Source organism: Amycolatopsis sp. N2S4-7 (assembly GCF_058119595.1).
In genome coordinates this window covers 2,262,028-2,277,544 of record NZ_CP172299.1, presented here as the reverse complement: position 1 = coordinate 2,277,544, position 15,517 = coordinate 2,262,028, and the positions used below count along the sequence as shown (strand labels likewise).

The following is a 15,517-nucleotide window of genomic DNA, read 5'->3' as shown; positions in this document are numbered from 1 at the left end:
GCCGACACGGACGCGGAACAGTCGGCGGCATGAGCGAAGTTCAGCCCGCCGGGGTCATTCGGTTCGCCGGCGGGCGCAAGCCACACCTGCCCGCGCTGGACGGGTTGCGCGGGGTCGCGATCCTCGGTGTGCTGTTGTTCCACACCGGCCACCTGCCCGGGGGTTTCCTCGGGGTGGACCTGTTCTTCACCCTGTCCGGGTACCTCATCACCGGCTTGCTGCTGCGGGAGGTCGAGGCGACCGGAGCGGTGTCGCTGCTCGCTTTCTGGGGCCGCCGGATCCGCCGGCTGCTGCCCGCGCTGGTGACGATGCTCGCCGGGGTGACCGTGGTGGTGTGGGTGATCGGGCCGCCGGGCCTGGTGCGGACGGCCCTTGACGACGGCCCGTGGGTGCAGCTGAACCTGGTGAACTGGCACCTGCTCGCGCAGTCGGCGGGCTACTGGGACCGCTTCGGGTCGCAACGGGTCTTCGAACACCTGTGGAGCATCGCGGTCGAAGAGCAGTTCTACCTGCTGTGGCCGCCGGTCCTGCTGGTCGTCGCCCGGTACGCGAAACGGCCGGAAACCTGGGTCGCGGTGGTCGCGGCCACGGCCTCGATCGGTTCGCTCGCGCTGATGGTCACGCTCGCCGGCCCGGCCGATCCGAGCCGGGTCTACACCGGCACCGACACCCGGGCGTTTTCCTTGCTGCTGGGCGCGGTTGTCGCCACCGGGCCGGTGCGGGCGGCGCCGGCCCGCGCGGCCGCCCGGTGGGCGGGCGCCGCGGCGGCGTTGCTCGCGGCCGGCATCGGGATCCTGTGGTCGCTGGCGGACGGGACGACGTCGAGGTGGCTGTTCACCGGCGGGCTGTTCGCGCACTCGCTGGCCGCCGCGCTGCTGATCGGGCTGTGCGTGCAGGCGCCGCGAACGGGGGTGGCGACAGTCCTGGCCTGGCCGCCGCTGCGGTGGTTCGGGCTGATCTCCTACAGCCTGTACCTGTGGCACTGGCCCGTGTTCGTGCTGGTTTCCCCGGAGCGGACCGGGCTCGACGGTCTGCCCCGGACGCTGACGGTGCTCGCGGTGTCCATCGGCTTGGCCACGCTGTCGAAGTACCTGGTCGAGGACCCGATCCGGTTCCGGGCCCGGTGGGCGCGGGGCCGGAGCGGGGTGCTGGCGTGCACCGCGGTCACGGCCGGGCTGGCCGTGCTGTGGGTGGTGCTGCCCGCCCCGGCCCCGGCCGTCGTCGACATCACCGGGCTGTGATCAGCGGGCAGGTCCGCGCCGGGTCCGACTCCGGGGTGGGCTGGACGAAGCGGACCTGCACCTTCGTGCTCCGGTCCCCGCCGGCCTGGACGTGGGCGCCCAGCGCGGTGCACACGATCTGGTCGATGCCCAGCGGGGTCACGTCGTGGATCGTCAGCGGCACCGACAGCTGGAGCACGCCGGTCGTGGGCGTCACGACCACCCTCGTCACCGGCGTCGGGGCGATCTCCGTGTGCAGGTCCGAGCCGCTGGGCACGCTCAGCAGCAGCGCCAGCGCCTCGGAGACCGAGCCGAGGTGACCGGTCGGCCGCAGGTCCGGCCGGAGCTGCTCGTGCGCGTCGACGAGGTACAGCGTCATCCCCGGCGCCACGCCCGTCGGGGCCTCGCCCCCGTCGGCCACCTCGGAGGGCCGGACCCCGCAGCCCGCGAGCAGGAACACCGCCACCGCGGGCCAGATCCGCTTCACGAGTCCTCCCGGTTCCGCGGCAGGGACAGCACGAACCGCGCCCCGCCGCCGTCGGCGTTGCCCGCGGTGAGGTCGCCGCCGTGCAGACGCGCGTTCTCCAGCGCGATCGCCAGCCCGAGCCCGCTGCCCGGGGTGCGGGTGCGCGCGGCGTCGGCCTTGGAGAAGCGGTCGAACACGTGCGGCACCACGTGCGCGGGCAGCCCCGGCCCGCGGTCGGTGACTTCGATCCGCACGTCCTCACGGGACTCCGAGACGGCGACCCGCACCGGCGGCTCCCCGTGCCGCAGCGCGTTGCCGGCCAGGTTGGCCACGATGACGTCCAGCCGGCGCCGATCCAGCCGCAGCAGGATCCCGCCCGGTGCCACCACCTCGACCCGGTCCAGCCAGCCGCGGGCCCGGAGGCAGTTCCGCACGGCACCGGCCACGTCGACCTCCTCCACCCGCAGCTGCGCGGTGCCGGCGTCCAAGCGGGCCACCTCCATCAGGTCCTCGACGAGCCGGACCAGCCGGTGCGTCTCGACGATCGCCAGCTGCGCGGACTCCCGGGCGTCGGCCTCCATCCCGTCCGCCGTGGTCGCCAGGACCTCCACGACAGCCGTCAGCGTGCTCAGCGGGGTGCGCAGCTCGTGCGAGACGTCGGCGGCGAACCGCCGGGCGTCCGCCTGCATCCGTTCCATGGCCAGCATCGACGTCTGGACGGACTCGGCCATTTCGTTGACCGTGACGGTCAGTTCGGCCAGCTCGTCGGCGCCCTGGGGCGGCGACCGGGCGCCGAGGTCGCCGCCGGCCAGCCGGCGCGCCGTGTCGCGGAGCTCGCGCACCGGGCGCAGCACGCTGCCCGCGGCCAGCAGCGCCAGCAGCACCGCCAGCGGCAGCGCGAGGGCGGCGGTGATGGTCGCGGACCGGGTGAGGCCGTCGATCTGCTGTTCGACGCCGGTCAGGTCGTGCACGGAGTACACCTCGATGCCGGACGGGGTGCGGGCCCCGTCCGGCGCGGTGATCGTGACGGGCGTGCCGACCACCAGCCACGGCCGGCTCCCGGCCGTGATCCGCTGCGTGACGAGCCGGTTCCGGCTGCGCACGGCGGCGCGCAGCGTGCCGGGGACCAGATCGGTGCCGGTGCCGGCCGAGGACCGCAGATCCCGGTAGGTCACCACGGTGTTTTCCCCGGCGGCCGTGCGCAGCCGGTCGAGCGCGTCCTGGTCCGGCGGAAAGGTCAGCTGCGGGGTGATCGCGCCGAGCCGGCCGGCGACGCCCTCGGTGATCCGCTGCTGCGTCGAGGTGACCAGCGCGGTGCTCGCCGAGCCGGCGCTCGACCAGGCCGCCGCGGCGGCACCGAGCACGGTCACCAGCACGAACGCGACGAGCAGCCGGGCGCGCAGGCCACGCGGCCGGAGCCTCACACCGGTCCGAACCGGTAGCCGAACCCGCGCACGGTCTGCACGTACTCCGGCGTCGCCGGATCGGCCTCGATCTTCGCCCGCAGCCGCTGCACGCAGTTGTCGACCAGCCGGGAGTCGCCGAGGTAGTCGTGCTCCCACACCTCTTCCAGCAGCTGCTGCCGGCTGAACACCCGGCCGTGCGCCCGCGACAACGTCAGCAGCAGCCGCAGCTCGGTCGGCGTCAGGGAGACCGGCTCGCCGCGCGACGACACCGTCAGCGACGTGGTGTCGATGCGCAGGTCGCGGTGCACCCGCACGCCGTCCGGGGAACCCGTGCCGCGGCGCAGCACCGCGCGGATCCGCGCGTCCAGCACGGCGGGCCGCACCGGCTTGACGACGTAGTCGTCCGCGCCCGCCGCCAAGCCGCCGACGACGTCGAAGTCGTCGCCGCGCGCGGTCAGCATGATCACCGGTACCGAGCCGGCGGCCCGGATGCCGCGGCAGACCTCGAACCCGTCGATGCCCGGCAGCATCAGGTCGAGCACCACCAGGTCCGGCGGGGCCGAGCGGAACCGGCGCAGCCCGTCCTCGCCGGTGTCCGCCGTGCCGACGTCGTGGCCGTGCCTGCCCAGCGCGAGCTCGAGCCCGCGCCGGACCAGGGGGTCGTCTTCGATCAGCAGAATCGCCGCCACCCGTCCAGTATGGACAAGCCGGGCCGGCTCGGCGGTTTCTTGCGACACGACCGGGACAAGACGGCGGAAGCACGCGGACACCGGGGCGGCACCGTCGATTCCATGAGCAAAACGCGAATTCCCGTCCTCGGCGTGGCCGGCCTGCTCCTGCTGACCACCGCCTGCTCCGGCGGGGCCACGACGACCGGCGCGCCCGCACCGGCGCCCGGCTCCGGACCGGGCAAGGTGCTCTTCCTCGGTGACTCCGTCGCCGCGGGCGAGGCACTGCCCCTGGCCGCCGCGTTCAAGGCGAGCGGCGTCGACTTCCAGTCGATCGCCGCCGACGGCGGCGGGAACGTCGTCGGGCCGTTCTCCGAGGAGAACTGGCGGAAGCTGCCCGGGCAGCTCACCTCGGCCCACCCCGCGGTGGTCGTCTACCAGCTCACCACGTACGACTGGGGCAGCCGGGAAGAGCAGCAGGCCGCCTACGGCAAGCTGTTGACGACGGTCACCGGCGCCGGCGCGAAACTGGTCTTCGTCACCACACCCCCGATCAAGCCCGACGACTTCTACCAGCCGCACCTGGCCGACCTGAACCGCGCTCCCGAGGCCGCCCGCGCGATCGCGCAGGCCGCCCCGGGCCAGGCGAGCGTGCTCGACGCGGGCACGGTGTGGGGCAGCACCTACCAGCAGGTCAAAGAAGGCAAGGCGGACCGCAGCGCCGACGGGATCCACACCTGCCCCCAGGGCGCCGCTCGCTTCACCGGCTGGCTGCTCGCCGAACTGGCGAAGCTGTTCCCCGGCTTCGCCCCGGCACCGGCGCAGACCTGGGCCAACACCGGCTGGTCCGCGGACAACCACTTCAAGGACTGCTGAGCTCGCGGAGCAGGCGCGGGTGCCGCGCTTCGCAGCGCGGCACCCGCGTCGCGGGAGGGCATCAGGAGAGCTGGGCGACCTCCGTGTCCGTCAACGCCTTGCCGGCCACGCCGACCTCGTCGACCGCGCCGGGCCAGAAGTCGACGTTGCGGCTGTCGTACTTGGCCCGCCCGACCGTGAACGCGCCGGTACTGACCAGCGCCGGTCCGGCGGGGGCCGTCGCGACCTTCACGCCGTCCACGTAGAGCCGGATCTCGTTGCCGGACCGCACACCCGTGAGCTCGTACCAGCGGCCGGTCTCCGGCACGACCTCGTACCGGGCCCGGTTGCCGCCGGGGGTGCTGAACGCGAACGCGCCCTGGCCGTACTGCAGGTAGAACGGGCTTTCCCGCTCCCGGCCGTCCTGGCTCACCGCGGTCGCGTAGTTGCCGGGCAGCTCGTCGAGCCGCACCTTCGCGGAGACGGTGTAGTCACCGGTCGTGTCGACGACCGGGCCGTAGGTGTCGGCGGAGCCGCCGGTGAACTGCAGCGCGCCGTCCTTGAACGTGACCCCGGTCGGGGTGAGCGTCAGCGGGTTGTTGCCGCCGCTCGAGTCCTTCGCGGTGGTTCCTCCGCGCTCGTCGAGGTTCCATTCGCCCTTGCCCGCGTACGGGTAGGGCTTCCCGGCGTTGGCACCGGCCTCGATCACGCGCCGGTTGATCTCGCGGACGGGACCCGGGTCGACCTTGAGGCGTTTGCGGTCGTAGGTCCAGAGCCCGTTGAGCTCGCCTTCCAGGTCGGTGACTTGCGTGTAGACCGAGGCCGACAGCTCGGCCCGGGCCTGCCCGAGGTAGAACGTGCGGGTGTTGTCGACGTACTTCGCCGTCAGCGCCGCCTTGTCCGCAACCCCGCTGTAGATCGCGATCGGCGCACCCGGCCACTGGTGACCCGGCGTGCGCAGCGTGAAGCCGCCGTGCTCGCCGTCCATCGCGACGCGCCTGCCGTCCGAGCGGGCGGGGTCGGTGTTGTTGTAGTCGTGGTGGTCGATGACGTCGCCGCGGCCCGAGTCGCCCTTGGAGGCGCAGCAGTTCACCCCGCTGTGGGCGTTGACGATCCGGCTCGGGTCGGCGGCCTTGACCTGGTCGGTGATCCGGCCGGTGGCGGTCTTGTCCCACTCGCCCCAGCCCTCGTTGAACACGATCCACGCGTAGACCGACGGGTAGTTCTGCAGCTGGTGCATCTCCTCCAGGCCCTGGCTGAGCCAGGCTTGCTGCGCGGCTGGGTTGTTGCCGTCCTCGACGGACACGAAGTCCTGCCACACCAGCAGCCCGAGCTGGTCCGCGTGGTAGTACCAGCGGGCGGGCTCGACCTTGATGTGCTTGCGGACGGCGTTGAAGCCGAGGTCCTTCTGCGCCTTCAGGTCGAAGACGAGGGCTTCGTCGCTCGGCGCGGTGTTCAGGCCGTCCGGGTAGAAGCCCTGGTCCAGCTGCATCAGGTGGAAGATCGGCTTGCCGTTGAGCGTCAGCTTCGGCGTGCCGCCGACGTTCGTGATGCCGGTGGACCGCATGCCGAAGTAGCTCTTGACCTTGTCGCCGCCCAGTTTGATCTCCAGCTGGTACAGGTACGGGTCGTCCGGCGTCCACAGGTGCGGGTTCGGCACCGGCAGCTTCAGGTTCGCGTTCGCCGGGCCGGTGACCGTGCCGACCTGCCGGCCGCGCGAGTCCTTGGCGACCGCCGTGACGGTGGCGTTGCCCGCGGACTTGACGTTGAGCGCCAGCGAATCGGTGGTGAGGTCGGGAGTCGTCTTGATCTCGTCGATGCCCTGGTCCGCCACGGGTTCCAGCCACACCGTCTGCCAGATGCCCGACGACGGCGTGTAGAAGATGCCGCCGGGGTTGGGGGACTGCTTGCCCTTGGGCTGGTACGGGCCGGTCGTGTCGGTGACGGCGACGACGATCTCCTGCTCGTCGCCGCGCTTGAGCGCGTCGGTGATGTCCGCGCTGAACGCCGTGTAACCGCCGGTGTGTTCCGCGACGAGCTTGCCGTTCACCCAGACCTTGGCCTGGTAGTCGACCGCGCCGAAGTTGAGCTTGAGGCGCTGCCCGCCGCCGATCTTCCAGTCGCGCGGGACGGTGACCGTGCGGCGGTAGAACATGTGGTCTTCGTGCCGTTCGAGCCCGGAGAGCTGCGACTCGATCGGGTAGGGCACGATCACCTTCTCGGGCAGCCTCTTGCCGAAGGCCGGCTGCTGTCCCTCCTTGGCGGCCGAGAACTCCCACGGACCGTTGAGGTTGACCCACTTGTCGCGCTCGAGCTGCGGCCGCGGGTACTCCGGCAACGGGTGGCGCGTGTCGACGTTCTCGCCCCACGGCGTCCTGAGCCGTTCCGTCGACGCGTTCGCGACCGTGCGCCCGGTCTTGCCGATCTTCGCGCCGTTCACCGCGAGCGCACCCGCGCCGTCGTAGTAGAGGGTGACTCGCTGGCCCTTCAATACCTTTTCGGCCAGCTGGATCGTGGCCCGGGTGCGGGTCGTCGTGATGAACGAGACCGGCATCGGCGTCGCGTCGACCTCGATGCGCAGGTGGTCCTTCAGGTCGCTCGTCCCCGAGACCCGGCCGTCGAAGTCGGCCGTGAGGGTGCGGCCGTCCTTGGCCACGTCCGCCGAGCGCGGCACGACCGCGTAGTCGGCGGGAGGCGTGAACGCCGAGAGCGGCACGATCTGCTTCGCGATGGCGGCGCTCGACCAGCGCAGGAACATGTTGGCGCCGCCGACGTCCTGGAACATCTCCAGCTTGAAGTCGTACTGCCGGCCGGCGGTCAGCGTGACCGGCGCGCTGGTCTGCTCGGTGTCCCAGTCCCCGACCCAGTGGTCGATGACCGGCGCGCCGTCGATGAACAGCCGGAACCCGTTGTCACCGGTGGCGTAGAACGTGTAATCGCCGGTCTGCGGCACGGCGAGCTGTCCGCTCCACCGGGCGGTCGTGTGCTCCGTGCGCCCGGCGACCAACCCGAAGACCGAGGTCAGATCCGCGTGGTTTACCTCCGAGTCGAGCGCGGTACCGGCCAGGTTCGCGAAGTCACGCGCGCCCGGCATGGACATCGTGAAGTACTCGGCCTTCAAGCCGTGCACGGGCTCGGCGGCGCCTGCGGGCGGCGTGCCGGACGCCACGCCCAACGCCACCAGCAGGGCGACGAGGACGGAAGCGGCTCTTCTCATCGGCGGGGTCCTTTTCACTTTTACAACGTTGTAAAACGAGCTGAGGGGATCCAATCAGACAAGTCGGACCGCTCAGTACCGCCGAATGTAGGTATCTCTAGGCCAACTGCCAGGACTCAAGGCCACCGTGTGTGGGCGACCGCGGTGTCATGCGAGCGGGGAACGCCTTGCGGGCCTCGACCTGGTGCGTCACCCCGATCGACGCCTGCGTGACCGCCGTGGCCACTCGGTTCCGGCCACAGGACGGAGCCGAGTGGCAGCGGCAGTGAGGCGGCCGGGCTCCTTCGGTGGCCCTGCCGTTGGCGCGTGCTGCTGCCTGAGCCGACTCGATCGGGCGTCGGCGCACTCAGCGACGCGCCTGAACCGCGTCACCGGGCGGGCGGCGGCCCCCACAGCGCCTCGCGGAGGAAGGTGCCGCCCTGGTGGACGGCCGCCCGGGCGGCCGGGATGTCGCGGAGTGCTTTGAGGGAGACGAAGTCGTGCGTCGTTCCCAGATAGCGGGTGGCGGTGACGGGCACCCCGGCCTGCCTGAGGTGCCGGGCGTACTGCTCGGCTTCGTCGCGGACGACGTCCGCCTCGGCGGTGATCACCAGGGCCGGGGGCAGGCCGGTCAGTTCCTCGCGGGTGGCGCGCAGCGGGGCGGCGGTGGGCTCGTCGAGATCGCCGGGCCGCCCGGCGTATTCGTGCCAGTACCAACGTGCTTGGCCGCTGCTGAGCAGGTAGCCGGTGGAGAACCGGCGGTGGGACTCGCTGGTGCAGTGCGGGTCGGTGAGCGGGTAGTACAGCAGCTGAGCGTGGATCCGGGGTCCGCCGCGGTGCTTGACGAGCATGGTCAGCGTGGTGGCGAGCGTCGCTCCGGCGCAGTCGCCCGCCACGGCCAGCCGGGACGTGTCGAGACCCAGGTCTCCGGCGTGGCCGGTGATCCAGTCCAGCAGGGCGTAGCACTCTTCGAGGGCCACGGGGTAGCGCGCCTCGGGGGTGCGGGTGTACTCGGGCACGACGAAGGCCGCGCCGGTCGTGGTCGCGAGTTCGCGGACGAGCCGGCCGTGCGTGCGGGCCTCCCCGAGCATCCAGCGTCCGCCGTGCAGGTAGACGACCACCGGGAGCGGGCCGGTCAGGTGCGCGGGCCGGAAGAGCCAGAAGCCGACCGGGCCCTCGGCCGTGATCGGCGCGATCGCGAACTCGGCGTGAACCCGCTCGTCGCCGATCGTGTCGTCCTGGGCCTCGAGCAAGGCGAGCCGCCCGTCATCCGGGCCGAGCTGCTGCAGGTGGGGTGGCGCCGCCGAAGCGCGGACGTAGCGTTCGACCACCGGATCGAGGGCCACGGAGTCGTGTCCGGCCGTGCGATCGTCGTGCGGGTCGGGTCCCATCGCCTCACCTCCGCGCAATCGTAGGACACGGCTGCCGGTCGCGGCCGACGTCCACCTCGGCGGGGCCGCGGACCGGCTCGGTTAGGGTGGGGCGCACGGCGGGGCAGGCGCGCTCGCCCGAGTTCGGAGGACACCCGTGGAGCTGGTCGGCCGGGCCCGGGAACTCGAACGGATCCTCGGTGTCGTCGATCACGCGCGCACCGGTCCGCGGGCGCTGCTGGTGCTCGGCGACGCCGGCGCGGGCAAGACGGCGCTGCTGGACGCCGCCGCCCGCCGCGCCGCGGAATCCGGTTCCCGGCTGCTGACGGCGCAGGGGTGCGTTGCCGAGGCCGAGCAGTCCTTTTCCGGGCTGCACCAGCTGCTTCGGCCCGTGCTGCCGGAACTGGCCGGGCTGGCCGCGCACCTGCGGGAGGCGGTCGACGTCGCGCTGGGGAGCACGCCGGCGCAGAGCGCCCCGGATCCCGGCGCCCTGCGGATCGCGGTGCTGACGTTGTTCGGCGCGCTGGCCGCCGAGCGGCAGCTCGTGCTGCTCGTCGACGACATCCACCTGATCGACGACGACACCGGTGACGTCCTGGCTTTCGTGCTGCGCCGGCTCACCACGGAGCGGCTGGCCGCGGTGCTGGCCGGGCTGGGGCCGGTCCGGCCGGCCCGGGTGGACGCGACCGTGCCGGTCCTGCGGGTGGAGCCGCTGCCCGACGCCGCCGCGGCCCGGCTCGTCGACAGCCTGCCGGGTGCGCCGACGGGCCGGGCCCGCCTCGAGGTGCTCCAGCAGGCCGCCGGCAGTCCGCTGGCGTTGCTGGAACTCGCCCGGGCCGCCGCGCGCAGCGGCACCTCGGTCCTGCCCGGCCGGCCGTTGCGGGGTGATCGGCGCCTGGCGGCCGTGTACGCCGGCCGGCTCGGTGAGCTGCCCGGGGACACCCGGCGCCTGGTGGTCTACGCGGCGGCGGCCGACGGCGCCGATCTGGCCACGACGATGGCGGCGGCCGAGGTCGGGGACCTGGCCGCGTGGGCGCCGGCGGAGCGGGCCGGGCTGCTCACGGTCACGGCCGAGGGGGTGGCGTTCCGGCACCCGCTGGTGCGCGCCGCGGCCTACGAATCCGCGTCGGCCGAGGTGCGGGCCGGGGCCCACCGCGCTCTGGCCGCCGTGCTGCACGGCGATCCCGAGCGGCGCGCGTGGCACCTCGCCGAGGCCGCGGTCCTGCCGGACGAGGCGATCGCGAAGGAGCTCGAGCAGGCCGCGGAGCTCGCGCGGCAACGCGGCGGGGTGTACGCCGCCGCCCGTGCGCTCGAGCGCGCCGCCGAATGCACTCCCGACCCGCGGGAACGGGCCCGCCGCTACGCGCGGGCCATCCACGAGGCGGACAACTTCGGTGATCCCGTCTGGATCCGGGAACTCCACGACCGGATCGTCCGCCTGACCGACGATCCCGGCCTGCTCGGCGTCGCCGCGGCCGGCGCCGGGCACGCGTTGTCGCTGTCGGCGCACCAGCGCGAAGCCTTCGACCTGCTGCACGCCGCGCTGCTCGACCACCGGCCCGGCGACGGCGACACCGCGCTCGCCCTGACCTCGGTGCTCGCCGCCGTCGTCGTGCAGTCCGGCCTGCCCGGGCACCGCGCGGTCCTGGCGGAGCTGCTGTCCCGGCCGGACTTCGAGGGCGACGGCGGCGCGGACGGGCTCCTGCCCGTCGCCGCGCGGCCCGCGATCCGCGAGAACATCCTCGTGCAGAGCGATCCCGCCGGGCAGGCCGCCGCGCTGGCCCGCCGGGCGGACGCGGCCGTGCACCGGTCCCTGGACGGCCCGGCCGAGGTGGTTCGCTTGCTGTGCCTGGGTTCCGTGGCGTGGTTCGCCGACGAATCGGACGTCTGCGTCACGACGTTCCGCCAGGTGTTCACCCTGCTCGGCGCGCGACGGTCGCACGGCATGGTCGTGATGTGCGTTCCGGCTTTCGCCTCGGCGCTGATCGCCACCGGACGCTGGGCGGAGGCCGGTGACCTGATCGAGGAACTGCGGGCGAGCGCCGCCGTGCACCACCTGCGGTACGTGGCCGTCGACGCCGAGGCCCTGCACGCGGAACTGAACGCCCTGCGGGGAGGGCCCGAGGCGGACCGCGCGGCTTTCGACGCGGCCTGGGCGTCGATCGACCTCACCGAAAACCTCTTCACGCACCTCCGCCTGCGTCGCGCGGCCGGGCTGGCCGCGCTCGCCGCCGGCGACGCCCAGACCGCCCACCGGCACCTGCGCGCCCTCTTCGCCGAGGACGGCACCCCCCACGACGTCTTCCTCTCGAGCCGTTCGGTCGCCGACTTCGCCCTCGCCGCCAAGCTCACCGGCGAGGGCGCCGACGCCGCCGACGTGGTCGCGGCGGTGCGGGCCGCCCACGGCGAGCACCCGAGCGTCCGGATGCGGTTGCTGCTGCACCACGCCGACGCCCTGGTCGCCGAGACCACGGCGGGCCGGACCGCCGACATCGAGCGCAGCTACCGGCTGGCGGTCATCGACCCGGCCGGTGAGCAGTGGCCGCACGAGCGGGCGCAGGCCCGGCTGGACTACGCCCGCTGGCTGCGCCGAAGACGCCGTCCGCTCGACGCGCGGCCGCTGTTCACCGCGGCGCTGGAAACCTTCACCCGGCTGGGAGCCACCGGACTGGCCGACCTCGCCCGGGGCGAGCTGCGGGCCAGCGGGGCCGCGATCGCCGGCCCGGCCGAGGCCGATCCCTTGGAGGCGCTGACCTCGCAGCAACGGGAGATCGTCCGGCTCGCGGCGCGCGGGCTGCGCAACCGGGAGATCGCCGAGCAGCTGTTCCTCTCGCCCCGCACGGTCGGCTCGCACCTGCACAACGCCTACCCCAAGCTCGGGATCAGCGGCCGGCACCAGCTCCGCGACCTCCTCGACGGCTGACCCCGGCGCTCAGCGCGGGATGTTGCGCAGGTTCTGCCGGGCGAGCTCGTAGACCTGCCCGATGCCGCCGCCGAGGACGGCTTTGCCCAGGGAGAGCGCGAATCCGCGTGCCTCCTCGAGCGTGACGTGGGACGGCACCTCCAGGGCGTCGGGCGTGGTGACGACGTCCAGCAGCGCCGGGCCGTCGTGGGCGAGCAGTTCCGCGACCGCGGCGCGCAGGTCGGCCGGATCGGTGACGCGGCGGGCGTGGAACCCGGCCGCGGCGGCGATGGCCGCGTAGTCGACCTGGTCGTGATCGGTTTCGAACGGCGGATCACCCGCGACCATCATCTCCAGCCGGACCATGCCGAGGCTGGAGTTGTCGAACACCACGACCTTCACCGGCAGGCGGTGGGTCTTCACGGTGAGCAGTTCGCCGAGCAGCATCGCCAGGCCGCCGTCGCCGGAGAGCGACACGACCTGCCGGCCCGGCGCGGCGGTCTGCGCGCCGATCGCCATCGGCAGGGCGTTGGCCATGGACCCGTGCACGAACGAACCGAGGATCCGGCGCCGCCCGGTCGGGGTGAGGTAGCGGGCGGCCCAGGTGCAGCACATGCCGGTGTCGACGGTGAAGACGGCGTCGTCGTCGGCGGTCTCGTCGAGGATCCGCGCGAGGTACTCGGGGTGGATGGGGCTGCGCTGGCCGTGGTCGCGGGTGTAGGTCTCGATCGAGTGCGCCAGGGCGCGCTCGTGGTGGCGCAGCATGTCGTGCAGGAAGCCGCTGTCGGTGCGCCGGTCGAGCAGGGGGAGCAGGGCGCGGAGGGTGGCGCCGACGTCGGCGGCGATGCCCTGCACCAGCGGGGTCCGGCGGCCGAGGCGGCCCGGGTCGATGTCGACCTGCACGGTGCGGGCGCCGGGCAGGAAGTCGTCGTAGGGGAAATCGGTGCCCAGCATGAGGACCAGGTCCGCGTCGTGGAGGGCGCGGTAGCAGGCGCCGTAGCCGAGCAGGCCGGTCATCCCGACGTCGAACGGGTTGCCGTGCTGGAGCACGTCCTTGCCGCGCAGGGTGTGCCCGACCGGCGCCTGCAGGCGTTCGGCGAGGGCGAGCACCTCGTCGCGGGCGTCGGCACAGCCGATCCCGGCGAAGATCGCGACCTTGCCCGCGGCCGCGATGTGCCCGGCGAGTTCGCGGACTTCTTCGGGCACGGGCACCGGCACCGGGCGGCCGCGGACCAGGTCGCCGACCGTCGTGGTCCCGGCACTGTGGTCGGCGAGGACGTCGCCCGGCAGCACCAGGACCGCGGCCCCGCGCTTGCCGACGGCGTTCTGGATCGCCAGCCGCGACACGCGCACCAGCTGGTCCGGCCGCAGCACCGCTTCGCAGTAGTGCGCGGTCTGCGTGAACAGCGCCTTGGGATCGGTCTCCTGGAAGTAGCCGCTGCCGATCTGGCGGGACGCGATGTGCGAGGCCAGGACGAGCACCGGCGCGCCGGAGCGGTGGGCGTCCATGACGCCCTGCACCAGGTGGGTGTTGCCGGGCCCGCAGCTGCCCGCGCAGACGGCCAGCTGCCCGGTGAGCTGGGCCTCGGCGGACGCGGCGAAGGCGGCGGCCTCTTCGTTGTGGACGTGCACCCAGTCGATGCCGCCGGCGGCGGCGCCGCCACTGCGCCGGACGGCGTCGCTGAAGGCGTTGAGGCTGTCGCCGACCAGCCCGTAGATCCGGCGGACGCCGGCTCGGACCAGGACGTCGACGAGGTCGTCGGCCGCGGTGCGGGTCATGGGTTCACTCCTGGAGCTTTCTTGGTGGGGTGGAGGCGGAACAGGTGCGCCACCTCGGCGGCGCCTTCGGTGAACTCCTCGACGCCGTCCTGCACCTGCCGGTCGAGCCCGGTGAGGCGCTGCTCGTGCTGCCGCCGGTGCTCGTCCCAGGACGCGACGGTGTACTGCTCGACGTGGACGGCTTCGTCGCGGGCGTCGCGGTAAAGGGCCCAGCCGGTGCCGCCGGTGCGCAGCCGCGTGTTGCGCAGGTCGGCCATCGCGGCGACGAACCCGGCCCGCCGCTCGGGCCGCACCCGGTAGCGCAGGGACACCAGCACGGGTGCCGTCTCGACGTCGGGAGCCGGCGTGACGCCCGGATCGGGCCAGTAGGCCATGGTCTCCCGGCCGGTGGTGGCGACGTCGAGCATCGGCCACCGGGGCACGGTCGCGGCACCGGCCAGCAGCAGGACACCGGCGACGACGAACGTGGCGCCCAGCCCGATCCCGCTCGACACCACCCCCCACAGGGCCGCGCTCCCGGCGAACGAGGTGAACAGCACCAGCTGGTAGATCGACAGCGCCCGGGCGCGGACCCAGCCGGGGAGGAACGCCTGCGTGGCCGCGTTCATCCCGGCGATCACCGCGATCCACGCGGCGCCGGTGGGCACCAGCACGGCCAGCACGAGCGCGGGGGAGCGAACGCTGCCCACCACGACCACGGCCACCCCGAAGACGAGGCCGGCCCCGGCGACCAGCCACGACGCGCTGACCCGGCGTCGCAGCCTCGGCAGCACGAGCGCCCCGCCCACCGAGCCGATCCCGGCCGCGCCGAGCAGCAGGCCGTACCCGGTGGAGCCGAGGCCCAGCCGGTCGTGGGCCAGCGGGGCCAGCAGCGCCCACAGCACGTTGGCGGGCACGGCGAACACCACCAGCCGGACGAGGATGCGCCGGACCACCGGCGCGTGCCGGACGTACCGCCCGCCCGCTTCGATCCCGGCCAGGAACGCCTGCCGGGCGGCGGGCGCCCGCGCCGGGGACGGCGAGCGCAGCAGCACCAGCGCGAACACCACGAACGTCACGGCGTTGAGGGCGAACAGGCCGCCGACGCCGAGCCGGGTGACGAGCAGGCCCGCGATCGCGGGCCCGACGGCCCGGGCCAGGTTGACCCCGACCGAGCTCAGCGCGGCCGCCTGGGCGAGTTCGCCGCGCGGGACGAGGTCGGGGACGAACGCCTGGTAGGCCGGCAACTGGGCGGCCGAGCCGCAGCCGAGCAGGAAGGTGAACACCAGCAGCAGCACGGGAGTCGTCCGGCCGGTGACGGTGACCACGGCGAGGGCGGCGCCGGCGGCGACCTGGAACGCCTGGGTGCCGACCAGGAACCGGCGGCGGTCGGCGAACTCGGCCACCACCCCGGCCGGCAGGGTGAGCAGGAGCACCGGCAGGCTCGACGCGCTCTGCACGAGCGAGATCACGAGCGGGCTGCCGTGTTCGTCCACCAGCAGCCACTGCGCGCCGACGGTCTGCATCCAGGAGCCGATGTTGCTGACGAACGAGGCGATCCACAGCGCCCGGAACGCTCCCCGGCGCAGCGGCGCCCAGGTCGACGTCTCGGCAGACGTGGTCATGGGGCTCCTTTGCGAAGACGGGCAGCCAGGATCACGCGCCGGCAGCCGCGC

10 protein-coding genes are annotated in these 15,517 nt (G+C 73.4%); 3 read left to right on the top strand and 7 right to left on the bottom strand.

Translation table 11 applies throughout. The features are described from left to right. Positions 1 to 29 precede the first annotated feature (29 nt). Positions 30 to 1,241: an acyltransferase family protein gene (locus tag ACH54P_RS10520; protein ID WP_489912171.1), complete on the top strand. Its 1,212-nt coding sequence runs from the start codon at positions 30 to 32 to the stop codon at positions 1,239 to 1,241. On the opposite strand, the gene ACH54P_RS10515 is transcribed toward ACH54P_RS10520, so the two are convergent. Genes ACH54P_RS10515 through ACH54P_RS10505 form a run of 3 tightly spaced genes read right to left on the bottom strand, consistent with a single transcriptional unit; the run spans position 1,228 to position 3,781 of the window. Continuing rightward, positions 1,228 to 1,707, bottom strand: a complete 480-nt coding sequence (locus ACH54P_RS10515; protein ID WP_489912170.1) for a hypothetical protein — start codon at positions 1,705 to 1,707, stop codon at positions 1,228 to 1,230. The genes ACH54P_RS10520 and ACH54P_RS10515 overlap by 14 nt on opposite strands. After that, positions 1,704 to 3,110: an ATP-binding protein gene (locus ACH54P_RS10510; protein ID WP_489912169.1), complete on the bottom strand. Its 1,407-nt coding sequence runs from the start codon at positions 3,108 to 3,110 to the stop codon at positions 1,704 to 1,706. Before ACH54P_RS10510 ends, ACH54P_RS10515 begins: the two co-directional genes overlap by 4 nt. Then, on the bottom strand, positions 3,107 to 3,781 hold the full coding sequence (locus tag ACH54P_RS10505; protein ID WP_489912168.1) for a response regulator: 675 nt from the start codon (positions 3,779 to 3,781) through the stop codon (positions 3,107 to 3,109). The genes ACH54P_RS10510 and ACH54P_RS10505 overlap by 4 nt, the downstream gene beginning before the upstream one ends. A 102-nt stretch (positions 3,782 to 3,883) precedes the next feature. On the opposite strand from ACH54P_RS10505, the gene ACH54P_RS10500 reads away from it, so the two are divergent. After that, the gene (locus tag ACH54P_RS10500) at positions 3,884 to 4,636 is read left to right on the top strand and encodes an SGNH/GDSL hydrolase family protein (RefSeq protein WP_489912167.1); all 753 of its coding nucleotides are present in this window, start codon (positions 3,884 to 3,886) and stop codon (positions 4,634 to 4,636) included. 61 nt (positions 4,637 to 4,697) lie between these two features. Here ACH54P_RS10500 and ACH54P_RS10495 read toward each other — a convergent pair whose 3' ends face one another. Together ACH54P_RS10495 and ACH54P_RS10490 are read right to left on the bottom strand one after the other, a co-directional pair. Continuing rightward, on the bottom strand, positions 4,698 to 7,832 hold the full coding sequence (locus ACH54P_RS10495; RefSeq protein WP_489912166.1) for a PA14 domain-containing protein: 3,135 nt from the start codon (positions 7,830 to 7,832) through the stop codon (positions 4,698 to 4,700). A 368-nt stretch (positions 7,833 to 8,200) separates the two neighbouring features. Beyond that, on the bottom strand, positions 8,201 to 9,202 hold the full coding sequence (locus ACH54P_RS10490) for an alpha/beta hydrolase (RefSeq protein ID WP_489912165.1): 1,002 nt from the start codon (positions 9,200 to 9,202) through the stop codon (positions 8,201 to 8,203). 136 nt (positions 9,203 to 9,338) lie between these two features. Between ACH54P_RS10490 and ACH54P_RS10485 the strand changes: the two genes are divergently transcribed. Then, positions 9,339 to 12,104 (top strand): helix-turn-helix transcriptional regulator, encoded by a 2,766-nt coding sequence (locus tag ACH54P_RS10485; protein WP_489912164.1) that lies wholly within the window; start codon positions 9,339 to 9,341, stop codon positions 12,102 to 12,104. A 9-nt stretch (positions 12,105 to 12,113) separates the two neighbouring features. On the opposite strand, the gene ACH54P_RS10480 is transcribed toward ACH54P_RS10485, so the two are convergent. Continuing rightward, a complete protein-coding gene (locus ACH54P_RS10480) occupies positions 12,114 to 13,862 on the bottom strand; it encodes a thiamine pyrophosphate-dependent enzyme (protein WP_489912163.1) in 1,749 nt (582 codons plus the stop codon). Continuing rightward, positions 13,859 to 15,466 carry an MFS transporter gene (locus ACH54P_RS10475; RefSeq protein ID WP_489912162.1) on the bottom strand — a complete coding sequence of 536 codons (1,608 nt, stop codon included), beginning with the start codon at positions 15,464 to 15,466 and terminating at the stop codon, positions 13,859 to 13,861. Before ACH54P_RS10475 ends, ACH54P_RS10480 begins: the two co-directional genes overlap by 4 nt. Positions 15,467 to 15,517: the final 51 nt, after the last annotated feature.

Excerpts from the sequence above, each read along its gene's own strand:
- ACH54P_RS10520 (WP_489912171.1), top strand. The coding sequence starts at position 30 with ATGAGCGAAGTTCAGCCCGCCGGGGTCATTCGGTTCGCCGGCGGGCGC.
- ACH54P_RS10500 (WP_489912167.1), top strand. The coding sequence starts at position 3,884 with ATGAGCAAAACGCGAATTCCCGTCCTCGGCGTGGCCGGCCTGCTCCTG.
- ACH54P_RS10495 (WP_489912166.1), bottom strand. The coding sequence starts at position 7,832 with ATGAGAAGAGCCGCTTCCGTCCTCGTCGCCCTGCTGGTGGCGTTGGGC.
- ACH54P_RS10490 (WP_489912165.1), bottom strand. The coding sequence starts at position 9,202 with ATGGGACCCGACCCGCACGACGATCGCACGGCCGGACACGACTCCGTG.
- ACH54P_RS10480 (WP_489912163.1), bottom strand. The coding sequence starts at position 13,862 with ATGACCCGCACCGCGGCCGACGACCTCGTCGACGTCCTGGTCCGAGCC.
- ACH54P_RS10475 (WP_489912162.1), bottom strand. The coding sequence starts at position 15,466 with ATGACCACGTCTGCCGAGACGTCGACCTGGGCGCCGCTGCGCCGGGGA.